Annotated in this window: 20 protein-coding genes; 15 read left to right on the plus strand and 5 right to left on the minus strand. The window is 61.2% G+C overall.

Translation table 11 applies throughout. From position 1 onward, the window contains the following. Positions 1–563 precede the first annotated feature (563 nt). Positions 564–1,349 carry an enoyl-CoA hydratase gene (locus AC19YQ_RS19485; protein WP_500595712.1) on the minus strand — a complete coding sequence of 262 codons (786 nt, stop codon included), beginning with the start codon at positions 1,347–1,349 and terminating at the stop codon, positions 564–566. Between the two features lie 143 nt (positions 1,350–1,492). Between AC19YQ_RS19485 and AC19YQ_RS19490 the strand changes: the two genes are divergently transcribed. From AC19YQ_RS19490 to AC19YQ_RS19535, 10 genes are all read left to right on the plus strand, one after another. Further along, entirely contained in the window at positions 1,493–2,266 is a 774-nt protein-coding gene (locus AC19YQ_RS19490) for an SDR family oxidoreductase (protein ID WP_500595713.1), read from the plus strand. 53 nt (positions 2,267–2,319) lie between these two features. Then, a complete protein-coding gene (locus tag AC19YQ_RS19495) occupies positions 2,320–3,297 on the plus strand; it encodes an OB-fold domain-containing protein (RefSeq protein ID WP_133077437.1) in 978 nt (325 codons plus the stop codon). Positions 3,298–3,309: 12 nt separating this feature from the next. Continuing rightward, positions 3,310–4,443 (plus strand): acyl-CoA dehydrogenase family protein, encoded by a 1,134-nt coding sequence (locus AC19YQ_RS19500; RefSeq protein WP_500595715.1) that lies wholly within the window; start codon positions 3,310–3,312, stop codon positions 4,441–4,443. Next, positions 4,415–4,834: a MaoC family dehydratase gene (locus tag AC19YQ_RS19505; RefSeq protein ID WP_133077439.1), complete on the plus strand. Its 420-nt coding sequence runs from the start codon at positions 4,415–4,417 to the stop codon at positions 4,832–4,834. The genes AC19YQ_RS19500 and AC19YQ_RS19505 overlap by 29 nt, the downstream gene beginning before the upstream one ends. An 18-nt stretch (positions 4,835–4,852) precedes the next feature. Further along, positions 4,853–6,031, plus strand: a complete 1,179-nt coding sequence (locus tag AC19YQ_RS19510) for a lipid-transfer protein (RefSeq protein WP_048351818.1) — start codon at positions 4,853–4,855, stop codon at positions 6,029–6,031. Next, positions 6,032–7,201 carry an acyl-CoA dehydrogenase family protein gene (locus AC19YQ_RS19515; RefSeq protein ID WP_500595716.1) on the plus strand — a complete coding sequence of 390 codons (1,170 nt, stop codon included), beginning with the start codon at positions 6,032–6,034 and terminating at the stop codon, positions 7,199–7,201. Positions 7,202–7,342: 141 nt separating this feature from the next. After that, positions 7,343–8,533, plus strand: coding sequence for an acyl-CoA dehydrogenase family protein (locus AC19YQ_RS19520; RefSeq protein ID WP_339474433.1), 1,191 nt, complete (start codon positions 7,343–7,345; stop codon positions 8,531–8,533). Positions 8,534–8,544: 11 nt separating this feature from the next. Next, positions 8,545–9,690, plus strand: coding sequence for an acyl-CoA dehydrogenase family protein (locus AC19YQ_RS19525; protein ID WP_500595717.1), 1,146 nt, complete (start codon positions 8,545–8,547; stop codon positions 9,688–9,690). A gap of 37 nt (positions 9,691–9,727) precedes the next feature. Beyond that, the gene (locus AC19YQ_RS19530) at positions 9,728–11,416 is read left to right on the plus strand and encodes a class I adenylate-forming enzyme family protein (RefSeq protein WP_500595718.1); all 1,689 of its coding nucleotides are present in this window, start codon (positions 9,728–9,730) and stop codon (positions 11,414–11,416) included. A gap of 88 nt (positions 11,417–11,504) precedes the next feature. Further along, complete coding sequence (locus AC19YQ_RS19535; protein ID WP_326397989.1) at positions 11,505–12,887, plus strand: DUF1329 domain-containing protein; 1,383 nt, start codon at positions 11,505–11,507, stop codon at positions 12,885–12,887. 72 nt (positions 12,888–12,959) lie between these two features. On the opposite strand, the gene AC19YQ_RS19540 is transcribed toward AC19YQ_RS19535, so the two are convergent. Then, the gene (locus AC19YQ_RS19540; protein WP_500595719.1) at positions 12,960–13,316 is read right to left on the minus strand and encodes a VOC family protein; all 357 of its coding nucleotides are present in this window, start codon (positions 13,314–13,316) and stop codon (positions 12,960–12,962) included. A gap of 228 nt (positions 13,317–13,544) precedes the next feature. Here AC19YQ_RS19540 and AC19YQ_RS19545 point away from each other — a divergent pair, with 228 nt between their 5' ends. The 5 genes from AC19YQ_RS19545 to AC19YQ_RS19565 are packed head-to-tail and all read left to right on the plus strand — an operon-like array spanning position 13,545 to position 19,140. Next, positions 13,545–15,209 (plus strand): AMP-binding protein, encoded by a 1,665-nt coding sequence (locus tag AC19YQ_RS19545; protein ID WP_500595720.1) that lies wholly within the window; start codon positions 13,545–13,547, stop codon positions 15,207–15,209. Between the two features lie 32 nt (positions 15,210–15,241). Continuing rightward, positions 15,242–16,009, plus strand: coding sequence for an SDR family NAD(P)-dependent oxidoreductase (locus tag AC19YQ_RS19550; protein ID WP_500595721.1), 768 nt, complete (start codon positions 15,242–15,244; stop codon positions 16,007–16,009). Positions 16,010–16,019: 10 nt separating this feature from the next. Then, a complete protein-coding gene (locus AC19YQ_RS19555; protein WP_500595722.1) occupies positions 16,020–17,213 on the plus strand; it encodes an acetyl-CoA C-acyltransferase in 1,194 nt (397 codons plus the stop codon). 9 nt (positions 17,214–17,222) lie between these two features. After that, positions 17,223–18,350: an acyl-CoA dehydrogenase gene (locus AC19YQ_RS19560; protein WP_326397984.1), complete on the plus strand. Its 1,128-nt coding sequence runs from the start codon at positions 17,223–17,225 to the stop codon at positions 18,348–18,350. Positions 18,351–18,366: 16 nt separating this feature from the next. Continuing rightward, positions 18,367–19,140 (plus strand): enoyl-CoA hydratase, encoded by a 774-nt coding sequence (locus tag AC19YQ_RS19565; protein WP_133077449.1) that lies wholly within the window; start codon positions 18,367–18,369, stop codon positions 19,138–19,140. Between the two features lie 120 nt (positions 19,141–19,260). Here the strand turns inward: AC19YQ_RS19565 and AC19YQ_RS19570 are convergent, their stop codons facing one another. From AC19YQ_RS19570 to AC19YQ_RS19580, 3 genes are all read right to left on the minus strand, one after another. Continuing rightward, positions 19,261–20,412, minus strand: coding sequence for an acyl-CoA dehydrogenase family protein (locus AC19YQ_RS19570; protein ID WP_133077454.1), 1,152 nt, complete (start codon positions 20,410–20,412; stop codon positions 19,261–19,263). Positions 20,413–20,415: 3 nt separating this feature from the next. Beyond that, positions 20,416–21,522: an enoyl-CoA hydratase/isomerase family protein gene (locus AC19YQ_RS19575; RefSeq protein ID WP_338647123.1), complete on the minus strand. Its 1,107-nt coding sequence runs from the start codon at positions 21,520–21,522 to the stop codon at positions 20,416–20,418. A gap of 148 nt (positions 21,523–21,670) precedes the next feature. Further along, entirely contained in the window at positions 21,671–22,441 is a 771-nt protein-coding gene (locus tag AC19YQ_RS19580) for a 3-hydroxybutyrate dehydrogenase (protein ID WP_338647125.1), read from the minus strand. Between the last annotated feature and the right edge of the window lie 13 nt (positions 22,442–22,454).

Below are 22,454 nucleotides of genomic sequence, written 5' to 3' on the forward strand. Positions count from 1 at the left end.
GGCGTGGTCCGACCGGTTGGGTCTACCTCGACTCTGCTGACCTCAACTTCTCGAACCGCCCGGTGCGGACCCGCATGCCGGGTGGTGTGGCAGGGGCGCGGCCAGATGGCCGTCCCCTATGCCGATTGCAAAAGCGGCAAAGTAACCAAAGCGCTTTCGCCCCAGCGTACGGCCCTCGCTGCGCTCAGGTGTCCCTCACTCCGGTCCCGCTCCGTGGGCCCGCCGTGACGGGCCATCCCTGGCCCAACACGGCTCTCCCGGCATCCATGCCGGTCGACCCACTGCGCAGAACCTCCTCTCGGCCTCCCGAAGGGGCGGGCAGATCAAAAGCACTGCCCGCCGAGGCGGCCGACCGGCCGGCCTGGTTGGTGGGTTGCATTCACGACCTGTAGTCGCTGACGAGTCGTGCGAGGCTGCGTTCGGCTTGGTGCGCCATTGCGACGTAGCAGTCGTGAAATCGGCCTGCACGGTTAATCAGGCACTGCGCGTGTACCTGTTTTGCGACCGCTGTGCGATCGAACGCAGCCTCGCACGACTCGTCAGCGACTACAGGGGCGCGCCGCTCAATGCCCTTCAAACCGCGCTGCACGTTTCTCGATAAATGCCTGCATCCCTTCTTTTTGATCCCTGGATGCAAACAGCAGCGCATTGGCCTTGCGCTCAAGGGCCAGCCCGGTCTCCAGCGGTGCGTCCACGCCCGCCAGTATCACTTCCTTGATTTGCTCGGCAGCCAGCGGGGGCATAGCGGCGATCAACTGGGCCATCTCCAGGGCATAAGCCTGTACCTGGTCATCATCGACCACGTTACTCACCAACCCCGAAACCCAGGCCTCTTCAGCCGTAATTGGCTGCCCGGTCAGGGCCATGCGCATCGCCTTGGCCTTGCCCACGGCACGTACCAGCCGCTGGGTGCCGCCGATGCCCGGCATGATGCCGATGCGTATCTCGGGCTGGCAAAACCTGGCACTGCGCCCGGCCACGATGATGTCGGCCAGCATCGCCAGCTCGCAACCACCGCCATAGGCATAGCCGCACACCGCAGCAATGACCGGTTTGGGGCAATGCTGAATCGGCGCCCAGACCCGCTCGGTATGGCGCTGGTAAATATCAATCGGGCCGACCCCGGCCATGCTGTTGATGTCGCCGCCAGCGGCAAACACTTTGTCACCGCCAGTCAGCAGGATGCAGCGCACGTCAGGGTTGTGCGCCAGTTCCGTGAAATAGCGTGACAACAACCCTTGCAACTCAAGGCTCAGGGCGTTGGTGGCCTGGGGGCGATTAAGGCGCAGCAAGGCCACGCCCGGGGTCGGGAATTCAAGCAATACCGGCGCGGCAGATGGGTCTGACATGGGGTTCCTCGTTAACAGGGGCTGTCACCACAGCGTGCGCTGGATTGTTGCGTTCACCCGGTTGCGCTTCATCGTCCGTTCAGACGACGAGCAGCCCCCGGATTGCCCCTAGAGTGGCTCCATCAGTAGAAAAGGAGCATGTCATGGGCCAACTCTCAGGGCTGGACTACAGCGGTAAAGTGGTGCTGGTCACCGGCGGTACAAAAGGCATCGGCGCCGGTATCGCCCGCAGCTTTCTGCAAGCCGGGGCACAGGTGATTGTGTGTGGCAGGACAACACCTGAAATGTTGCCCGGGGCAGGCTCGACGCAGGCGATTTTCATGGCGTGCGATGTGCGCGACCAGGAATCGCTCAAGGCATTGTTCGAGGGCATTCGCGCTGACTTCGGTCATCTCGATGTGGTGATCAACAATGCCGGCGGCAGCCCGCCAGCAGAGGCTGGCAGCGCTTCGCCACGTTTCCACGAAGGCATTATTCGCCTCAATCTCATCGCCCCCTTGAATGTTGCGCAACAGGCCAACGCCTTGATGCAGCAACAGGCCGAAGGCGGCTGCATCGTGTTTATCGGCAGCATCAGCGCCTTGCGCGCATCCCCTGGCACCGCGGCTTATGGCGCGGCCAAGGCCGGGGTATTGGCGCTGGTGCAATCCCTTGCCGTGGAGTGGGCGCCCAAGGTGCGGGTGGTCGCGGTCAGTCCGGGGCTGGTACGCACCGAACAGGCGCATCTGCATTACGGCGACGAACAAGGCATCGCAGCCGTCAGTGCCGGTATTCCGGCCGGGCGCATGGCGTTGCCGGAAGACATCGGCAACGCCTGCCTGTTTATCGCCTCGCCCATGGCCGGCTATGCCAGCGGCTGCAATCTGTTGTTGCACGGCGGCGGCGAACGGCCGGCATTTCTGAGCGCTGCGCATTGACGACCTTCAGCGGCGACCACCGGGTTGCTGCACTTGACACGCAGGAGACGAACTTGGCTGATTCTCAATTGCTAACCGACGTGCGCGCCCTGGTGGGGCGTGAGTATGGTCGCGTCTACGCCTGGGACGAAGTCAACGCCCCGATGATCCGCCAATGGTGCGAGATCATGGGCGTGGACAACCCGCTTTACACCGATCCGGCCTTTGCCGCCATCAGCGCTCAGGACGGGCTGGTGGCACCGCCTGCGATGTTGCAGGTGTGGTGCATGGAAGGCTTCCACCTGAACAACTACGCACCGGGCTCGACCACCGAAAACCCCTATGAAGTGCTCAAGCTGATTGAGTCTTATGGCTATGCATCCGTGGTCGCGGTGAACTCCGAGCTGACCTTCGAACGCAATCTGCGTCCGGGGGAAAAACTCTACTACACCACCCGGCTGGACTCGGTAGGCGACGAGAAAACCACCGGCCTGGGCACAGGTTTTTTCGTCACCCTGGTGATGAACTACTTCGTTGAACACAAAAGTGGCGACGAAGCGGTGGGGCAGTTGCTGTTTCGCGTATTCAAGTTCCGTCCGGCCAACAACCACGCGGCCAAAGAAGCACCGGCCAAGGTCGAGGCAGCCCCGGCAGTCAAGCGTCCCAAGCCGGGCATGAGTGATGACACCCGTTTCTTCTGGGAAGGCTGTGATGCGGGCAAGTTGCTGATCCAGCGCTGCACCCAGTGCCAGACTCTGCGCCATCCTCCTGCTCCCGTGTGCATCGAATGCCACTCGTTCGATTGGGACAGCGTGCAGGCCAGCGGCCGTGCCAGCCTCTATTCGTTTGTGATCATGCATTACCCCGAAGTGGCACCGTTCGACCATCCCAACCCGATCGGCCTGATCGAGCTGGAAGAGGGCGTGCGTCTGGTGGCCGGGCTTACAGGCGTCAAGCGCGAAGAGCTGAGTATTGGCCAGCCCTTGCAGCTTGAATTCCAGACCTTCGACGGCGAGCTGACCTTGCCCATGTTCCGGCCTGTGGTCGAGTAAGGGGAGGGCAGCATGGATTTCGAATTCACCGAAGACCAAGGCGCCATCGCAGAAATGGCCGGCAGTGTGTTTGCCGACTATTGCACCGATGACCGCTTGCGTCAGTTCGACACCCGCGAGCAGGCCTACATGGAGCCGCTGTGGCAGCTGTGTGTAGAGACCGGCCTGCAAGCCCTGGCCATCCCTGAAGCGCAGGGTGGCAGCGGACTGGGCATGACCGAGTTGATGCTCGTACTGCAGGCCCAGGGTCAGGCGTTGGGGCAAGTGCCGTTGTGGCGTCATCAACTGGCGGCCGCCACGCTGGCGCAATTTGCCGACCCTTCCTTGCAGTCGTGGGCGGTTGACGCTGCAGCGGGCAAGGCGCTGCTGACCCTGGACTTGAGTGGTTTGTACAACGCCCGGGGCATTGGGTTGCACGCTCAATCTGTGGACGGCGGATGGTGCTTGAGCGGTCATGTCGGTGCGCTGGCGCTGGCTGAACAGTCGCAAGCGGCCCTGCTGCTGGTGACGGTCGAAGGGCAAGCCCGGCTGGCGTTGGTCGAACTGGCAAACAAAGCCGTCAAGCCTGTACCCGGTCGCATGACTCACGGTGAGGCGGTTGCCGATTTACACATCGACGGGCTGCTGATCAGCACCGGGCAATTGCTCCCCGCAGCCGCACTCGGCTGGCTGGAGCCACGGGCCATCGCCTCGCTGGCTGCGCTGCAACTGGGGGTCAGCGCCGAACAGATCCGCCGCACCGTGGAGTACGTCACCGAGCGTCGTCAGTTTGAACGCAGCATCGGCAGCTTTCAGGCCGTGCAAATGAGCATGGCCAACGCCCATATCGCCCTCGAAGCCCTGCGCAGCTGCCTGTGGCAATTGTGCTACCGCCTGGATGCCGGTCTGCCTGCGCCGAGCGAAGCACTGGCCACCGCCTGGCAGGCCTGTGAAGCGGGGCATGTGATTGGGCACAACGCCCAGCACGTACACGGCGGTATCGGCGTCGACCTGACGTACCCGATGCATCGCTTTCTCTACTGGAGCCGCGCTTTGGGCTGTGCCCTGGGAGGATCGCCAGCCTGCCTGGAACGCCTCGGCGACTGGCTGAGCCAAAACGACAAGCTGGGATGGAAATATGACCTTGCAGAACACCAAGCGCTTTGACGACGTGCGCCCCGGCGAAACCCTGCCGGAACTGGCGATCCCGATCACCGTGGGCCTGGTCACCGGCGGCGCTATCGCCACCCGCGACTACTTCCCCGGCCACCATGACCTGAACGCCGCTCAGGCCCTGGGCTCACCGCACATCTTCATGAACATCCTCACCACCAATGGGCTGGTGCAGCGGTATGTCGAAGGTTGGGCTGGCCCTGAGGCACGTTTTGCCTCGCTGAAAATCAAGCTTGGCGCGCCGAACTACCCCGGCGACAGCATGACGTTCAATGGCGCGGTTACCGGCCTGGACGCCGCCACCCGCACGGTGGAAATCACCCTCAGCGGCAAAAATTCCATGGGCAACCACGTGACCGGAACGGTCGCGCTGGTTCTGCCCTGATCGCGGGAGACAGCACACATGACGCAATCGACACTTTCCGGCAGCGCTGCCATCGTTGGCCTGGGCGCGACCGAATTTTCGAAAAACTCCGGGCGCACCGAATTGCGCCTGGCGCTTGAAGCCACGTTGGCTGCGTTGAAAGACGCGGGTATCGACCCGTCCGAGGTTGAGGGTTTCAGCTCGTACTCGGTGGACAAAGTCCCGGAATACGAGATCGCCCGCTTGCTGGGTTGCAAGGACGTCAAATTCTTCTCCCAGGTACCCCACGGTGGTGGTGCGGCCTGCGCGCCGATCATGCACGCGGCCATGGCCGTCGCCACAGGTGTGGCCAAAGTGGTGGTGGTCTACCGCGCCATGAACGAGCGCTCGTGGTATCGCTTCGGCAGCGGCAGCTACGGCTTTGCTTCCACGCCGATCTTCGAAAACGTCAACTACGGCTGGTACATGCCCCACGGCCTGCACACCCCGGCTTCATGGGTCGGCATGTTTGCCCAGCGCTACATGCACACCTACGGCGCCACCTCTGAAGACTTCGGTCGCGTGGCGGTGGCGGTGCGTGACTTTGCCGCCACCAACCCGGCGGCGTTCTTTTACGGCAAGCCGATCACTCTGGAAGAACACCAGGCCTCGCGCTGGATCTGCGAGCCGTTGCATTTGCTCGATTGCTGCCAGGAATCCGATGGTGCGGTGGCGATGGTGATTACCTCGGCCGAGCGTGCCAAGGACCTGCGCCAGAAGCCGGTGATGATCAAGGCCGGCTCCCAGGGGATCACGTCGGGCCAGCAGATCATGACCTCCTTCTACCGCGACGACATTACCGGGCTACCGGAAATGGGCGTGGTCGCCAAGGAGCTGTATCGCCAGTCGGGCCTGGGCCCGGAGGCGCTGCAAACCGCGGTCATCTACGACCACTTCACCCCGTTTGTACTGCCGCAGCTCGAAGAGTTCGGCCTGTGCGAGCGTGGCGAAGCCAAGGAATTCATCCGAGCCGGGCACCATGCCCGTGGCGGCAAGTTCCCGATCAATACCCACGGCGGGCAACTGGGCGAGGCTTATATCCACGGCATGAACGGCGTGGCTGAAGCGGTGCGCCAGGTGCGTGGCAGTGCGGTCAACCAGGTCGACAATGTGGAAAACGTGCTGGTGACTGCTGGCACGGGTGTTCCTACCAGCGGCCTGATTCTGGGAGCAGCCTGAATGTTCGTCGACCTCACGCCTGAACAACACGCCCTGCGCCTGAAGGTGCGGGACTACTTCCAAAACCTGATGACCCCGCAGTTGCGTGAGCAATTGCGCGGCAAAGAGGGCGGCGAACTGTACCGCGACACCATCCGCCAGATGGGGCGCGACGGCTGGCTGGCCGTGGGCTGGCCCAAGGAGCACGGCGGGCAGGGCTACGGCCCCACCGAGCAGTTCATCTTCTTTGAAGAAGCGAACATTGCCGGGGCGCCGCTGCCGTTTGTGACCATCAGCACTGTTGGGCCTGCGCTGATGGCTCACGGCACCGAATTGCAAAAGGCCAAATTCTTGCCGGGCATCGCTGCGGGCGAAATCATCTTTGCCATCGGCTACTCCGAACAGGATGCGGGCAGCGACCTGGCCGTGCTCAAAACCATGGCCCGCCTTGAAGGCGACAGTTTTGTGGTCAATGGCAACAAGCTCTGGACCTCGGGTGCCGAGTCGGCGGATTACATCTGGCTGGCGGCGCGTACCGATCCAGAACGACCACGGCACAAGGGCGTGTCGATCCTGATTCTCGACACCCAGGCGCAAGGCTTCTCGACCACGGTGATCCCGACCACGAGCAACCCGACTGCGGCCACCTACTACGACAACGTCCGGGTGCCCAAAGACATGCTGGTGGGCGAGCTGAACGGTGGCTGGAAGCTGATCACCGCCCAACTGAACCACGAGCGGCTGGGCCTGGGTGCCTGGTCGGACAAGGTTGTCGGACTGTTTCGCCGGGTGCTGATGTGGGCCAGGGAAGCGGATGAAAACGGCGTGCGTGCCACCGATAAAACCTGGGTGCGCGCAGGTCTGGCGCAGTGTTACGCAAGGCTGGAAGCCATGCGCCTGATCAACCTGCGCATTGCCGCTGATCTTGAGCGTGAGCGCATGGACGTGGCGCTGGCCTCGACCACCAAGGTCTATGGCTCCGAATCGGCGATCGAGATTCTGCGCCTGTTGAGCAACATCGTGGGTGCCAATGGTCTGGTGCGCGGCGGTTCGGCGGCGTCGTTGTTGCAGGGGGACCTTGAGTACGAAGTACGTGCCAGCGTGACCCTGACGTTTGGTGGCGGTACCAATGAAATCCAGCGCGAGCTGATCGCCCAATTCGGCCTGGGCATGCCCCGTACCCAGCGTTAACCATCGCCGACACTCTGTAGCCGCTGACGAGGTACGAGGCTGCGATAAGGGCCGCAGGACCTTCAAAATACCAGGGCCGCTGCGCAGCCCGTCGCAGCCTCGTACCTCGACAGCGGCTACAAGAACCGAAAGGTAGAAAACATGAACACCATTGACCAGTTCAGAGAGCAAACCCGCAGCTGGCTTGAGGCCAACTGTCCACCCTCGCAGCGCAAGGCGATTCCTGAAGGCGAGTTGGTGTGGGGTGCAAGGGATGTCGAGTTTCCCAATGCCGATGCCCAGCTGTGGTTTGAGCGCATGCGCGACAAGGGCTGGTTCTGCCCGGACTGGCCTGCCGAATATGGCGGTGCAGGGCTGAGCGCGGAATATAACGCCGTGCTCGAAAGTGAGCTGCGCCGCCTGAAGTGCCGCCCGCCACAAATCAATCTGGGCATCTGGATGCTTGGCCCGGTGCTGCTGGAGTTCGGCAGCGAAGCGCAAAAGAAAGACCTGCTCACCCCGATGACTCGCGGTGAAGTGCGCTGGTGCCAGGGCTTCTCCGAGCCCAATGCCGGCTCTGACCTAGCGAGCCTGAAAACCGCCGCCCGGGATGCTGGCGATCATTTTGTAGTGGATGGCAGCAAAATCTGGACCTCGTACGGGGACAAGTCGGACTGGATGTATGCGTTGGTCCGCACCGATCCCGCCGCCAGCAAGCACGCGGGCATCAGCCTGATCGTGCTCGACATGAAAAGCCCCGGGGTGAGCGTTGCGCCGATTGATTTGATCAGCGGCAAATCTGCGTTCTGCCAGGTGTTCTTCGATGCAGTCAAAGTCCCGAAAAGCCAGCTGATTGGCCCGTTGCACGGCGGCTGGAACCTGGCCAAGCGCCTGTTGCAGCACGAACGCAAAGCCATGTCCAAATTCGGCGAGTTCAGCCTGCCGACGCACTTTCACTTGTTGTCGTTGGTCGGCCAGTACTTGCCCGAACCTGCGGGGCAAAGCGAATCGGCGCTGGTGGCGCGGGCTGTGGCCTGTGCCATGGACGAGCACAGCTACAACCTGACCGTACAGCGCATGGGTGAAGAAGCCCGCGCCGGGCAAGACGTCAGCGGGCTGATGTCGATCATGAAACTGGTCCACACCGAACAGGAACGGGACAAGTTCGAAGTGCTGCTGGATGTCATGGGTTATCACGCATTGGGCTGGGACAAGGAGGCGTTCAGCCCCCAGGAGCAGGCCATCACCCGTGGCTGGCTCAACAGCTTCGCCCTGACCATTTCTGGCGGTGCCTCAGAAATCCAGCTCAACGTGATTGCCAAGCGGGTCCTCGGCCTGCCTGACGTGAAGTAAGGAAACCCACCATGAACCTGCTTTATAACGATGATCAACGGATGTTGGCCGACAGCGCCCGCGAGTTCCTGGCGGCGCGCAGCCCGGTGTCCCGCCAGCGCGCCTTGCGCGATGAGCCCCAGCCCGACGGTTTTGACTCGAGACTGTGGCAAGACGCAGTGGCGTTGGGCTGGAGCGCTATACCGTTCCCCGAAAACCTCGGCGGGCTGGACTTCGGTTGCATGGGCCTGGGCCCTGTCTTTGAATCCATCGGTTGCACGCTCAGCGCCTCGCCGCTGCTCTCCAGCGTAGTGCTCAGCGGTTCCTTGCTGCACCTGCAGGGCAATGCCGAGCAACAGGATTGCTGGCTGTCGACGACCATCAGCGGTGAGCGGCGCCTGGCGCTGGCGCTGGACGAACACGCGCGTCACAACCCGCAAAAGGTCTCGTTGCAAGCCGTGCCCAATGGCGATGGCTACAGCCTGACCGGGGATAAATATTGTGTGATCGACGGGCTCGGTGCCGACGGTTATCTGGTGGCAGCACGCACGGGCACCCAGGGTATCAGCCTGTTTCTGATACCGGCCGACGCTGCGGGCCTCACTGTGGTTGCGTTACCGCTGATTGACTCGCGCAACCATGCACGGTTGCAGCTGGATCAGGTACAGGTCGGGCCACAAGCACTGCTCGGCGAGGCCGGATCTGCCATGCCTGCGTTGATTATTGCGCTGGATCGCGGTCGAGTGTGCCTGGCTGCCGAGATGCTCGGCATGTCTGAAAAACTCTTCGGGATGACCCTCGATTACCTCAAGACCCGCGTCCAGTTTGATGTGGCCATTGGCTCTTTCCAGACCCTGCAACACCGTGCGGCGCAGCTGTATGTCGACCTGGCACTGGCGCGCAGCGCGGTGATGGCCGGGCTGGCGGCGCTGGACGATACACGCCTGAGCGAGGTCGAGCGTCAGCGCCTGGCCAGTCTGGCGAAGTGGAAGGCCGGGCAGACGGCGATCAAGGTCGCGAATGAAGCGGTGCAGATGCACGGCGGCATTGGCGTCACCGATGAGCTGGATGTGGGCTTGTACCTCAAGCGTATCCGGGTGGCTCAGGCAATCCTGGGCGATGCCGATTTTCACTGCGAGCGCTATGGCGCCCTGGAACTGGCGCACGCGCACGCTTGAGCCTGTTGTGAACGGTTCGAGTCAGGAGAATAACAAGATGAAACTTGAGCAATGGCAGAGCGCCTGGCAGCAGTTGGTGGGGGTGGGCTCGCCTTTTGAAGTCGTCACGCCGCCAGAAGGCGGGCCGAAGTATTTTCGACACACAGCAGCCAGCGTCTGGGCCGCCATCGACAGTGGCCGGGTGCATGCTGACCGCGAGTTTCTGGTGTGGGAGCAGCAGCGCCTGACGTTCAGTCAGTTTTTCGATCAGGTGGATCGACTGGCCGGGCAGTTGGTGCAGCGCTTTGGTCTGCACAAAGGGGATCGCGTCGCGATTGCCATGCGTAATCAGCCCTCCTGGCTGGTCGCGTTTGCAGCCATCCAGCGATGCGGTGCAGTGTGTGTGCCGCTCAACAGTTGGGGGCTGCGTGACGAGCTGTTTCATGGCCTGCAGGACAGCGGTGCGTGTTTGTTGCTGTGCGACGAGCCTCGCTTGCAATGGCTTGCCGCTGACCTGCGGGATCAAGGGCTGGCAACCATTGTGGTTGGCCTGTGTGAAGACGCGCCGCTGGAGGAACACTGCCAGCGCCTGGAAGACCTGCTGGCGGCACCCGCGTTGAGTACGCCCGTGCAACCCGTCAGTGCCAGCGACCCGGCCATGATTCTCTACACCTCGGGCACGACCAGTCTGGCCAAGGGCGTGCTGTCAACCCACGGCGCAGTCTGCCAGGCGCTGGTGGCGCTGGAGTTCCAGGGTGCGTTTTGCGCGCTCAGTTCACCGCAGCGCATCAGTGTGGTGATCAACAGCGGTTATGCACCCACCACCTTGATGGCAGTCCCGCTGTTCCATGTCAGTGGCTTGCATGCGCAGTTTTTGCTGGCCTTGCGCAGCGGTCGACGCCTGCTGCTGATGTACAAGTGGGACGTGGAAAAAGCCTTCGATCTGATCCGCGATGAGCAATGCACCCAGTTCAACGGCGCACCGGTGATGATGCAGCAACTGCTGACGTCGCCACGCTTTGGCAGCCCTGACACGGCCAGCCTGTTTGGTCTGGGGCTGGGGGGTGCGGCACCGTCCAGCAGCCTGCTGGAACACCTGACCCAGCGCAAACCCGAGGCAATCGGCGGCAGTGGTTATGGGCTCACCGAAAGCAACGGCATCTGCGCAGCCATTGGCGGTGATCAGTTTGTCTACAAACCGGCATCGGCAGGCTGGCCCTTGCCAATTGTCGAGGTGCGCATTGGCGACAGTCCGGATCGACCACTGCCCGGCGGTGTCAGTGGATTGATCTGGGTGCGCTCGCCAACGCTGATGAGCGCGTACTGGAACCTGCCCGAGGCCAGCGCACAGACCCTGCGCGATGGCTGGCTCGACACCGGCGATATCGGGCTGCTGGATGATGAAGGTTTCCTCTACATCACGGATCGCGCGAAGGATTTGATCAATCGCGGCGGCGAGAAGATTTCCGCTGCCGAGGTCGAGTCCTGCGCCTGTGAGATGCCCGGTGTGATTGAGGCCGCAGCCTTTGCCGTCCCTGACGATGTGCTGGGCGAAGTGGTGTTTTTGGTGGTGCGTGGCGACCCGGCCTCAACCCCGGACCGGGATACGGTGCGAGGGTTTATCGCCCAGCGTCTGGCGAGCTTCAAGGTCCCTGCGCAGATCCATATCCAGCACACGCCGTTTGCCCGTAATGCGTCGGGCAAGATGCTTAAAAGCTTGCTCAAAGAGCTGTTGGTAACGGCCTGAATAGTCTTTGTGGACGATGTACTCGCCTGTGAATGGCGAAGAATGGACGCATACCCCTCAGCAAGCTTATTCGCGTAGGAGGCAATACATGAAAATAACAAGAACAGGCGTAATGCTCGCAGCCGCCATAGCCGTCAATGTGGCGGCCATCGGCACGGCATCCGCCCAGGTATCTCCCGCAGAAGCGGCCAAACTGGGTAAAGAGCTGACCTGTGTAGGTGCAGAACAGGCAGGTAACGCCGCGGGCACTATCCCGCCCTACACCGGCAAGTACCTGGGCGAAGTTCCGGGCTGGAACCATGTGAAGTTCTCGGGCGACCAACCGGTTGATCCCTATGCTGCAGAGAAGCCGATCCTGGTGATCACTGCGCAAAACATGGCGCAGTACGAAGACAAGCTGACCGAGGGCCAGAAAGCGCTGCTCAAGCGTTATCCGACCACTTACAAGATGAACATCTACACCGGTCATCGTGATTTCCGCTACCCGGACTACGTGTGCCGCCGCGTCATGAGCAACGCCTTGAATGCCAAGCTGGTGAACGATGGCATGGGCATCGAAGGGTTGGGCCAGGTGCCGTTCCCGATCCCTAAAAGCGGCATGGAAGTGCTGTGGAACCACCAGCTCCCGGCACGCGCCTGGACCGAAGAGAAAACCAGTGACCTGGCGTCCGTACTGCCCAATGGCAGCATTGGTTGGGGCCGTGCCTATGCGCGGGGCCTGTCACAGGCCAACTCCCCGACGGTGGAGCCAAAAACCGAAGACAAGATTCAGGCAATGGGCAACAACACGACGCTCAAACCTGCCCGTGACAACGGCGTGATCAGCATTTCCCACGAACCCTACGACTTTCAGACCAACCCGCGTCAGGCCTGGAGCTACAGCCCATCCACCCGTCGCGTTCGCTTGCTGCCTGGCTACGGCTATGACCAGCCGATGATTGGCACCAACGGCACCATGACCGTCGACGAAGACCGTTTGTTCAACGGTTCGCCAGAGCGCTTCAACTGGAAATTGATCGGCAAGCGTGAGGTTTACATCCCGGCCAACGCCTACAAGCCCAACGCAGGCACGGTGAAGTACGCAGACATGCTCACGCCCAACCATCCCAACCCTGACCTGATGCGTTATGAACTGCGTCGTGTGTGGGTGCTGGAAGGGGACTTGAAAGAAGGCTATCGCCACGTGTACGGCAAGCGTGTGCTGTTTATCGATGAGGACACCTGGAACTCGGTGATGGCAGACAACTACGATGCCCGTGGGCAGCTGTGGAAACACGCCATGATCAACTACTACTATCATCCGGACATGAGCGCCTGGCAGGCGGGTTCGCAGTTCTTCATGGACTTGAACTCGGGGCAGTACACCGGCTACGGCATGACCAACGAAGCCAAGAAAGGCCCGATCCTCAACGAAGGTAAGTTCACGCCTGACCAGTACACCGCGGATGCGGCACGGGCGATGGGACGGTAAACGCCAGGCTGCACGTTTTGAGCAACAAGCAAAAGCCCCGTCGGTGTTGCGCCGACGGGGCTTTTTTCGGGTTTATGTGGCTGCCGACCATACCGCCAGTTCGTAGCCGTCCAGGTCGGTGAAGTGAAAACGGCTGCCCCCCGGGAACTTGAATTCGGGTCGGGTGATTTTGCCTCCGGCGTCAACGATTGCCTGCTGTGCACGGGGCAGGTCGTCGGCATACACAATGATCAGCGGGCCACCCGGGCGCACGGCCTCGCCAGTGGTGAAACCGCCGCTCAGGCGGCCATCGCTGAACTCGGTGTAGGTGGGGCCATAGTCAGTGAAAGTCCAGCCAAATACGGCGCCATAAAACCCTTTGCTGCGCGCGATGTCGTGGACGTTGAATTCGATGTTGTTGATGGTGTTGTGGTGGTTTTGTGTGGTCACGGGCATCTCCTTATGTGCGTGAAATATAGATAGCAGCAGGGATAAACGCCACCTGGCCGCCGGTTGCGATCCCTGGGACTGAGGCGCGTTCGGGCAAGATCGCGCATTGGCCAAAGCAGTCATTCAGCTTGAGCGGTTTGACCATTGTTGCAGAGCCTTCCCAGGGCGATTATCAACAGGATTGTTCACGGTTCCCATCCTAAAAATAAAGACCGAGGGATTCTGCTGATGCGCGACTATCTGACCGCTATGACTGATTTCGACTACCAACGCACGGTAACGGGCGCCCTGGACGGCCACCTGGAGGCAGTCAATGCCTGTGTCGAGTGCTGTGACCGGCATGCCTTGCCGGGCCGCATTGCGTTGTTCTGGGAAGGGCGCGATGCCAGCAGCGCAACGTATACCTTCACCCAGTTACAGGATCAGGCTGCACGCTTTGCCAATTTTCTGTTGGCCCAGGGCGTAAAACGCGGCGACAAGGTGGCCGGTTTGCTGCCGCGCAATGTCGAATTGTTGATTGTGGCGTTTGCCACCTGGCGCATTGGTGCCATCTACCAGCCACTGTTTACCGCATTCGGCCCTAAGGCCATCGAACACCGGCTCAACAGTTCCGGCGCCGCGCTGGTGGTCACCGATGGGGTGAACCGGGTCAAACTCAACGAAGTCAACGAGTGCCCGGCGATTGTTACCGTGGCCGGCCCCAAAGGGCAGGGCCTGGTACGCGGCGACTTCAGCTTCTGGGCCGAACTGGACAACTACACGGCGGACTGTGAGCCGGTCATGCTCACCGGCGAAGACCCGTTTTTGCTGATGTTTACTTCGGGTACCACAGGCCCTGCCAAACCGCTGCTGGTGCCGCTCAAGGCAATTGTCGCGTTCCAGAGCTATACCCGTGATGCGGTAGGGCTGCGTCCTGAAGATTCGTTCTGGAACCTGGCTGATCCGGGCTGGGCTTACGGGATCTATTTCGGGATCACCGGGCCTTTGTCCATGGGGCACCCGATCACGTTGTACGATGGCCCGTTTACCGTTGAAAGCACCTGTCGGGTGATCAAGAAATACGGCATCACCAACCTCACCGGTTCACCTACCGCGTATCGCATGCTGATTGCTGCCGGGGCTGCCTTCTCCAGCAAGATCAAGGGCCAGCTGCGAGTCGTCAGCAGCGCCGGTGAACCCCTCAATCCCGAGGTGATTCGCTGGTTTGCCGATGAGCTGAACGTCACCATCCATGACCACTACGGCCAGACCGAAGTCGGCATGGTGCTGTGCAACCATCACGGTCTCGACCATCCGGTGCATATGGGCGCTGCCGGTTTCGCCTCCCCGGGTCACCGGATCGTGGTGCTTGATGACAACCATCAGGAATTGCCGGTGGGCCAGCCGGGGATTCTGGCCGTTGACCGCAGCCAGTCGCCCATGTGCTGGTTTGGCGGCTATCAAGGTTTCAACACCAAGGCTTTCGTTGGCAACTACTACCTCAGCGGCGACACCGTGGAGCTGAACCCCGATGGCAGCATCAGCTTCGTCGGGCGCAGCGATGACGTGATCACGACCTCCGGTTATCGCGTGGGGCCTTTTGATGTGGAAAGCGCCCTGATCGAGCACCCGGCAGTCGTCGAAGCCGCCGTAGTGGGCAAGCCCGACCCCGAGCGCACCGAGCTGGTCAAAGCGTTCGTGGTGTTGAACCCCCAGTATATGGGTGATGCGCAACTGGCCGAAACCCTGCGTTTGCACGTCCGCCAGCGTCTGGCCGCCCACGCTTACCCCCGTGAAATCGAATTTGTCAGCGAGCTGCCGAAAACCCCGAGCGGCAAGCTGCAGCGCTTCATTTTGCGCAACCAGGAAATTGCCAAGGCCGAGCTGGTGTCAAGCGCCAAAGCCACGGCCTGATTTTTCACCCCCATTTTTGGTCAGGAACAACCATGCAAATCGAAAACAAGGTTTTTATCGTCACCGGTGGTGCATCGGGACTGGGTGCCGCCACAGCCGACATGTTGGTCAAGGCAGGTGCCCGGGTGATGCTGGTGGACATGAACGCCGATGCCGTGGCCGCACACGCGAACAAACTGGGCAGTTCGGCCCGCAGCGCCGTGGCTGACATCAGCCAGGCAGACGCCGCACAGGCAGCTGTTGCGGCCACGGTGGCAGCCTTTGGCGGGGTCAACGGGCTGGTCAACTGCGCGGGCATCGTGCGCGGCGAAAAAATCCTCGGCAAAAATGGCCCCCACGGGCTGGAGAATTTCAGCCAGGTCATCAACGTCAACCTGATTGGCAGTTTCAACATGCTGCGCCTGGCCGCAGCGGCCATTGCCGAGACCACCGCCGATGCCGATGGAGAGCGCGGGGTCATCATCAATACCGCTTCGGTGGCGGCGTTCGACGGCCAGATCGGCCAGGCGGCCTATGCGGCTTCCAAGGGCGCCATCGCCAGCCTGACCTTGCCTGCGGCCCGTGAACTGGCCCGCTTCGGGATTCGCGTCATGACCATCGCACCGGGCATTTTTGAAACCCCGATGATGGCTGGCATGACCCCTGAAGTGCGTGAGTCTCTGGCCGCCGGTGTGCCGTTTCCACCGCGCTTGGGCAAGCCTGACGAGTACGCGTCGCTGGTGCGCCATATCATTGAAAACAGCATGCTCAACGGCGAGGTGATCCGTCTCGACGGCGCCTTGCGCATGGCCGCCAAATAAGAGGTGTGAAATGACAATTGCCAATGATCCGGTCGTGATTGTGAGTGTTGCACGCACGCCCATGGGTGGCTTTCAAGGTGACTTCAAGGGCCTGACCGCGCCGCAACTGGGTGCTGCGGCGATCCGCGCAGCGGTAGAGCGGGCCGGTGTGGCGCCCGGTGGCGTAGAAGAGGTGCTGTTCGGATGCGTGCTGTCGGCAGGCCTGGGCCAGGCGCCTGCCCGCCAGGCCGCCCTGGGCGCCGGGCTGGACAAGGGCACACGCTGCACGACGCTGAACAAGATGTGCGGCTCGGGCATGGAAGCCACCATCCTGGCCCATGACCGCCTGCTGGCCGGGAGCGTCGATGTGGTGGTGGCAGGGGGCATGGAAAGTATGTCCAACGCGCCGTATTTGCTCGATCGCGCACGCAGTGGCTACCGCATGGGTCATGGCCGGGTGCTGGATCACATGTTCCTGGACGGCCTGGAAGACGCCTATGACCGTGGCCGCCTGATGGGTACTTTCGCGGAAGACTGCGCCCAGCTCCACGGCTTCAGTCGTGAGGCCCAGGATGCATTTGCCGTGGCGTCGCTGACCCGTGCGCAGCAGGCGATCAAGGACGGCAGCTTCAGCGCCGAGATCGTTGCGGTGCAGGTCACCGTGGGCAAGGAGCCGCGCCTGATCAGTGATGATGAGCAGCCGCCCAAGGCCAATCTGGCAAAGATCCCCACGCTGAAACCGGCGTTCCGGGAGGGTGGGACGGTCACTGCGGCCAACTCCAGTTCGATTTCCGATGGTGCGGCGGCACTGGTGTTGATGCGCCGTAGCGAGGCGCACAAACGCGGCCTGGAACCCCTGGCGGTGATCCACGGGCATGCGGCGTTTGCCGATGAGCCCGGTCTGTTCCCGACCGCCCCGGTGGGGGCGATCAAGCGGCTGATGAGCAAGACCGGCTGGGATCTGAACGAGGTTGATCTGTTCGAGATCAACGAAGCGTTTGCAGTGGTCAGCCTGGTCACGATGGCCGAACTGGATATCCCCCACGCCAAGGTCAATATCTACGGCGGCGCCTGTGCGCTGGGCCATCCGATCGGTGCTTCGGGAGCGCGCATTCTGGTGACCCTGCTTTCGGCACTGCGTCAGCAAAAGGCCAAACTCGGCGTTGCAGCGATTTGCATCGGCGGCGGTGAAGCCACGGCGATTGCCGTGGAATGCTTGTACTAAGGATTTTTTATGCTGCCCACATCCGAACAATTACAAATTCGCGAAGCAGCCCAACAGTTTGCCCAGGAGCGTTTGAAGCCCTTTGCCGCTGAATGGGACAAGCAGCACCGCTTCCCCCGGGAGGCCATTGACGAGATGGCGCAGCTGGGTTTTTTCGGCATGCTGGTGCCTGAAGAGTGGGGCGGTTGCGATACCGGTTATCAGGCCTACGCGATGGCCCTCGAAGAAATCGCCGCGGGCGACGGGTCGTGTTCCACAATCATGAGCGTGCACAACTCAGTGGGTTGCGTGCCGATTCTCAAGTACGGCACCGAGTATCAAAAACAAACGTTTCTGGTCCCGTTGGCCAGTGGTGCGATGCTTGGGGCATTTGCCCTGACCGAGCCCCAGGCGGGCTCCGACGCCAGTGACCTGAAAACCCGTGCCCGCCGGGAAGGCGATTTCTATGTGCTCAATGGCTGCAAGCAGTTCATCACGTCGGGGCAAAATGCCGGGGTAGTGATTGTGTTTGCGGTGACGGATCCGGCGGCGGGCAAGCGCGGTATTACCGCCTTTATCGTGCCCACGGACTCACCGGGTTACAGCGTGGCCCGAGTCGAAGACAAGCTGGGGCAGCACGCGTCAGACACCTGCCAGATCCTCTTCAACGACCTCAAGGTGCCGGTGGCCAATCGTCTGGGTGAAGAAGGGCAGGGCTACAAAATTGCCCTCGGCAACCTGGAAGGCGGGCGCATCGGCATCGCTTCGCAAGCAGTGGGCATGGCCCGCGCGGCCTTCGAAGCTGCACGGGACTATGCCCGTGAGCGCGTGACCTTTGGCCAGCCATTGGTTGAGCATCAGGCCGTGGCATTCCGCCTGGCCGACATGTCGACTGAAATCGCGGTTGCCCGGCAGATGGTTCGTTACGCCGCGGCCTTGCGTGACAGCGGTCAATCGGCGTTGGTCGAGGCCTCGCAAGCCAAGCTGTTTGCTTCGGAAATGGCCGAGCGAGTGTGCTCCAAGGCGTTGCAAACCCTGGGCGGTTATGGCTACTTGAGCGACTTTCCACTGGAACGCATCTACCGCGATGTGCGGGTGTGCCAGATCTATGAAGGCACCAGTGATATTCAGCGCATGGTCATTTCGCGCAATCTTTGAATCGAGGACATTAGTGATGAGCTACGAAACCATTCTGCTGGACATTCATGGGCATGTAGGCCTGATTACACTGAACCGGCCCCAGGCGCTCAATGCCCTGAATGCGCAGTTGGTCAGCGAAGTGAACCAGGCGCTGGACACGCTGGAAGCCGATAACGGGATTGGCTGCATCGTCATTACCGGTTCGAAAAAAGCCTTTGCCGCCGGTGCGGACATCAAGGAAATGGCGGACCTGAACTACCCGCAAATCTACCTCGATGACCTGTTTTCTGACAGTGATCGCGTGGCGACCCGACGCAAGCCGATCATTGCGGCGGTAGCGGGTTTTGCGTTGGGGGGCGGCTGTGAACTGGCGATGATGTGCGATTTCATTTTGGCCGGTGACAACGCCAAATTCGGCCAGCCGGAAATCAACCTGGGTGTGTTGCCGGGCATGGGTGGAACGCAGCGTCTGACCCGCGCAGTGGGCAAGGCCAAGGCGATGGAAATGTGCCTGAGTGGGCGCTTGATCGGGGCCGAAGAGGCCGAGCGTTCGGGGCTGGTTGCACGCGTGGTACCGGTCGATGAGTTGCTGGATGAAGCGTTGAAAGTCGCAGCGCTGATTGCCAGTAAATCCTTGCCGGTGCTGATGCTGACCAAGGAATGCGTGAATCGGGCATTCGAGATCAGCCTGTCTGAAGGTGTGCGTTTCGAGCGTCGGGTGTTCCACGCCATGTTCGCGACACATGACCAGAAAGAAGGGATGGCGGCGTTTGTGGAAAAGCGTGCTGCCGAGTTTGAAAACCGCTAAAAGTCACTGACTGTGGATGTGGGAGCGGGCTTGCTCGCGATTCAGTTAACCGGGTATGTCAGTCGTACCGGGGCGCTGACATTGCGAGCAAGCCCGCTCCCACAGGCTCAGCGCTGGTGTCTAGATCAGATAATTCTTCAATTCCCGCGCAATAACCATTCGCTGAATCTCGCTCGATCCCTCATAGATCTGGGTGATGCGCGCATCTCGGTAGTAACGCTCAACCGGGTAGTCTTCAAGGTAGCCATAGCCGCCATGGATCTGGATGGCTTTGGAGCACACATACTCGGCCATTTCCGAAGCAAACAGTTTGGCCTGTGAGGCTTCTGACAGGCAGGGCTTGCCCGCGCTGCGCAGGCGCGCCGCATGCAGGATCAGCAGTCGCGCTGCATTGATCCGGGTTTGCATGTCAGCCAGCATGTTGGCGATGCTTTGGTGTTCGATGATCGCCTTGTCAAATTGCACCCGGTCACGGGAATAGCCCAGTGCCGCTTCGAAGGCAGCACGGGCGATGCCCAGTGCCTGGGCGCCAATACCGATGCGTCCGCCTTCGAGGTTGGACAGGGCGATGGCCAGCCCCTTGCCGCGTTCGCCGAGCATGTTGGCTTCAGGCACGGTGCAATTGTTCAGGGTAACGGCGCAGGTGTCCGAGGCGCGAATGCCCATTTTGTGTTCGGTACGGTCGACGATGAAACCCGGGGTCGCGGTAGGCACCAAAAACGCCGAAATGCCTTTTTTGCCAAGGTTTGGATCGGTGACGGCAAACACGATGGCCAGCTTGGCGCGCTTGCCATTGCTGACAAACTGTTTGGCGCCGTTGATCACCCACTGGCCGTCGCGCAGTTCCGCTCGTGTGCGCAGGTTGTGGGCTTCAGAGCCCGCCTGTGGCTCGGTCAGGCAGAAGCAGGCGATGGTCTGGCCACTGGCAAGCTCCGCCAGCCAGGTTTGTTTTTGCGCCTCGCTGCCGTATTTGAGGATGGGCCCGCAGCCGACGGAGTTATGGATACTCATCAGCGCACCGGTTGCGCCATCACCGGCCGATATTTCTTCCACGGCCAGGGCGTAGGCAACGTAGTCGACATAGGTGCCGCCCCATTCTTCCGGAACCACCATGCCCAACAGGCCCAGTTCGCCGAGCTTGGCCACCAGTGCATCGTCGATCCAGCCGGCCTTTTCCCAGGCCTGGGCATGGGGGGCGATTTCACGGCGGGCAAAGTCGCGGGCCATGTCGCGGATCATCACTTGTTCTTCGCTCAGTTCGATATCTTGCATGGCTCAGGCTCCCGTCGCGTCGAATGAGGTGAAAAAGCTGACGACATGCACAGGGTCCAGTGCGTCCAGGGCAGGCGGGTTCCAGCGCGGGTTTTTGTCCTTGTCGATGATCAGTGCGCGCACGCCCTCCATCAGGTCGCCGCGATCGAACCATTGACGGTCAAGGTGCAGTTCGAGGGCAAAACACTGTTCCAGAGTCAGTTCACGGCCACGGCGCAGCATTTCGAGGGTGACGGCCATTGCCAACGGGGAGCGGGTTTGCAGAAGGTCGGCGGTTTCATTGGCCCAGTCGCGGGTTTCCGGCGCCGTGACAGCGCGCAGATGAGCGACGATTCGCGGTATATCGGCCTGGGCGAAAACGCTGTCTATCAGGGGGCGAAGCCTGGCCAGCGGCGGCTCGGGCAACACGGTCACTGCGAGCGTTCCGATCAGTGCTGTCAGATCATCAATGGGGGTGCCTCGCCATTCGAGGGTATCGAGGCTTCTATCCAGTTCAGGCAGTTTGCTGCTCTCCAGATAGCCGTCAGCCAGCCCGCAGTACAGTGCGTCACTGGCGCGGATTTGCACGCCACTGACCCCCAGGTAAGTACCAAGCTGGCCCGGTGTGCGGGTCAGAAAGTAGCTGCCGCCAACGTCAGGGAAATAACCGATTGCCACTTCAGGCATCGCCAGCTTGCTGCGCTCGGTGACAAGGCGCAGATCCGCGCCTTGCACCAGTCCCATGCCGCCGCCGAGGACAAAACCGTCCATCAAGGCAATCACGGGTTTGGGGTAGTGGTGCAGGGTCAGGTCGAGGGCGTATTCCTCTTCGAAGAACACCGTGTGCAGGGTGTCGTTGTTTTGATAACTGTCGTAGAGCGAGCGGATGTCCCCGCCAGCGCAAAAGGCTTTTTCGCCAGCGCCACGCAGCACAATGGCTTTTACCTGAGGGTCTGTGGCCCAGGCATCGAGATGCTGCTGAAGGCTGCGCACCATCTCCAGGTTGATGGCATTGAGACCGCTGGGGCGGTTGAGGGTCAGGTGACCAATGTGGTTGCGGACCTCGGCCAGAATCGTCTCGTCAATTGGAGCGATTTCCGGTGTCGGTGAGGAGGAAACCTGAGCAGTCATCACTAACTCCCTGCTTTATATTATTTTTAGTCGGTGTTCACGGGCGAACGATAACGGATGCTAACAGTGCAAATTTGCTCATTACAACCCTGATAAGTGCAGGGCTGGTGTGCATTTTTGCATGTTGGGTATGCAGCGATCCGCCCACTTATTGCGCCAGCCAACCGCCGTCCACGTTCCAGGCGGCACCACGCACCTGGCTGGCTGCCTCGCTGCATAAAAACAGCACCAGTTCGCCCAGTTGGGGCGGGGTCACGAACTCCAGGGAGGGTTGTTTCTCGGCCAGCAGATCGTGCTGCGCCTGATAGGGGTCAATGCCCTGGCTGATGCGCTGATCAATCTGTTTTTGCACCAGTGGTGTGAGCACCCAGCCTGGGCAGATGGCATTGCAGGTGATATTGCTGGTGGCGGTTTCCAGGCCAACGACTTTGGTCAGGCCGATCACGCCATGTTTGGCGGCCACATAGGCGGCTTTGCCGACCGACCCCACCAGGCCATGAACCGAGGCGATATTGACGATGCGCCCCCAGCCGCGCTTGCGCATGCCGGGCAGGGTCAGGCGAGTGCTGTGAAACACGCTGGACAGGTTGATCGCGATGATTGAATCCCAGCGTTCTACCGGGAACTCCTCGACGCTGGCCACATGCTGGATGCCTGCGTTGTTGACCAGAATGTCGATACCACCGAACTCGCGTTCGGCATAACTGATCATGTCGGCGATCTGCGCCGGGTCGCTGACATCTGCAGGATGGTGACCCACTTTGACGCCCAGTTGCTGGATGTCTGCAATGACTTTGCTGGCATCGCCAAAGCCGTTGAGTATCAGGTCGGCTCCAGCCTTGGCCAGGCTCAGTGCGATGCCAAGGCCGATGCCGCTGGTGGAACCGGTAACCAGTGCAGTTTTACCCTTAAGGCTCATGATCAATTCCTCA

Source organism: Pseudomonas sp. MF06569 (genome assembly GCF_059862735.1).

Excerpts from the sequence above, each read along its gene's own strand:
- AC19YQ_RS19550 (WP_500595721.1), top strand. The coding sequence starts at position 15,242 with ATGCAAATCGAAAACAAGGTTTTTATCGTCACCGGTGGTGCATCGGGA.
- AC19YQ_RS19530 (WP_500595718.1), top strand. The coding sequence starts at position 9,728 with ATGAAACTTGAGCAATGGCAGAGCGCCTGGCAGCAGTTGGTGGGGGTG.
- AC19YQ_RS19505 (WP_133077439.1), top strand. The coding sequence starts at position 4,415 with ATGACCTTGCAGAACACCAAGCGCTTTGACGACGTGCGCCCCGGCGAA.
- AC19YQ_RS19545 (WP_500595720.1), top strand. The coding sequence starts at position 13,545 with ATGCGCGACTATCTGACCGCTATGACTGATTTCGACTACCAACGCACG.
- AC19YQ_RS19575 (WP_338647123.1), bottom strand. The coding sequence starts at position 21,522 with ATGACTGCTCAGGTTTCCTCCTCACCGACACCGGAAATCGCTCCAATT.
- AC19YQ_RS19485 (WP_500595712.1), bottom strand. The coding sequence starts at position 1,349 with ATGTCAGACCCATCTGCCGCGCCGGTATTGCTTGAATTCCCGACCCCG.
- AC19YQ_RS19580 (WP_338647125.1), bottom strand. The coding sequence starts at position 22,441 with ATGAGCCTTAAGGGTAAAACTGCACTGGTTACCGGTTCCACCAGCGGC.
- AC19YQ_RS19525 (WP_500595717.1), top strand. The coding sequence starts at position 8,545 with ATGAACCTGCTTTATAACGATGATCAACGGATGTTGGCCGACAGCGCC.
- AC19YQ_RS19510 (WP_048351818.1), top strand. The coding sequence starts at position 4,853 with ATGACGCAATCGACACTTTCCGGCAGCGCTGCCATCGTTGGCCTGGGC.
- AC19YQ_RS19570 (WP_133077454.1), bottom strand. The coding sequence starts at position 20,412 with ATGCAAGATATCGAACTGAGCGAAGAACAAGTGATGATCCGCGACATG.
- AC19YQ_RS19565 (WP_133077449.1), top strand. The coding sequence starts at position 18,367 with ATGAGCTACGAAACCATTCTGCTGGACATTCATGGGCATGTAGGCCTG.
- AC19YQ_RS19490 (WP_500595713.1), top strand. The coding sequence starts at position 1,493 with ATGGGCCAACTCTCAGGGCTGGACTACAGCGGTAAAGTGGTGCTGGTC.
- AC19YQ_RS19515 (WP_500595716.1), top strand. The coding sequence starts at position 6,032 with ATGTTCGTCGACCTCACGCCTGAACAACACGCCCTGCGCCTGAAGGTG.
- AC19YQ_RS19535 (WP_326397989.1), top strand. The coding sequence starts at position 11,505 with ATGAAAATAACAAGAACAGGCGTAATGCTCGCAGCCGCCATAGCCGTC.
- AC19YQ_RS19500 (WP_500595715.1), top strand. The coding sequence starts at position 3,310 with ATGGATTTCGAATTCACCGAAGACCAAGGCGCCATCGCAGAAATGGCC.
- AC19YQ_RS19555 (WP_500595722.1), top strand. The coding sequence starts at position 16,020 with ATGACAATTGCCAATGATCCGGTCGTGATTGTGAGTGTTGCACGCACG.
- AC19YQ_RS19560 (WP_326397984.1), top strand. The coding sequence starts at position 17,223 with ATGCTGCCCACATCCGAACAATTACAAATTCGCGAAGCAGCCCAACAG.
- AC19YQ_RS19520 (WP_339474433.1), top strand. The coding sequence starts at position 7,343 with ATGAACACCATTGACCAGTTCAGAGAGCAAACCCGCAGCTGGCTTGAG.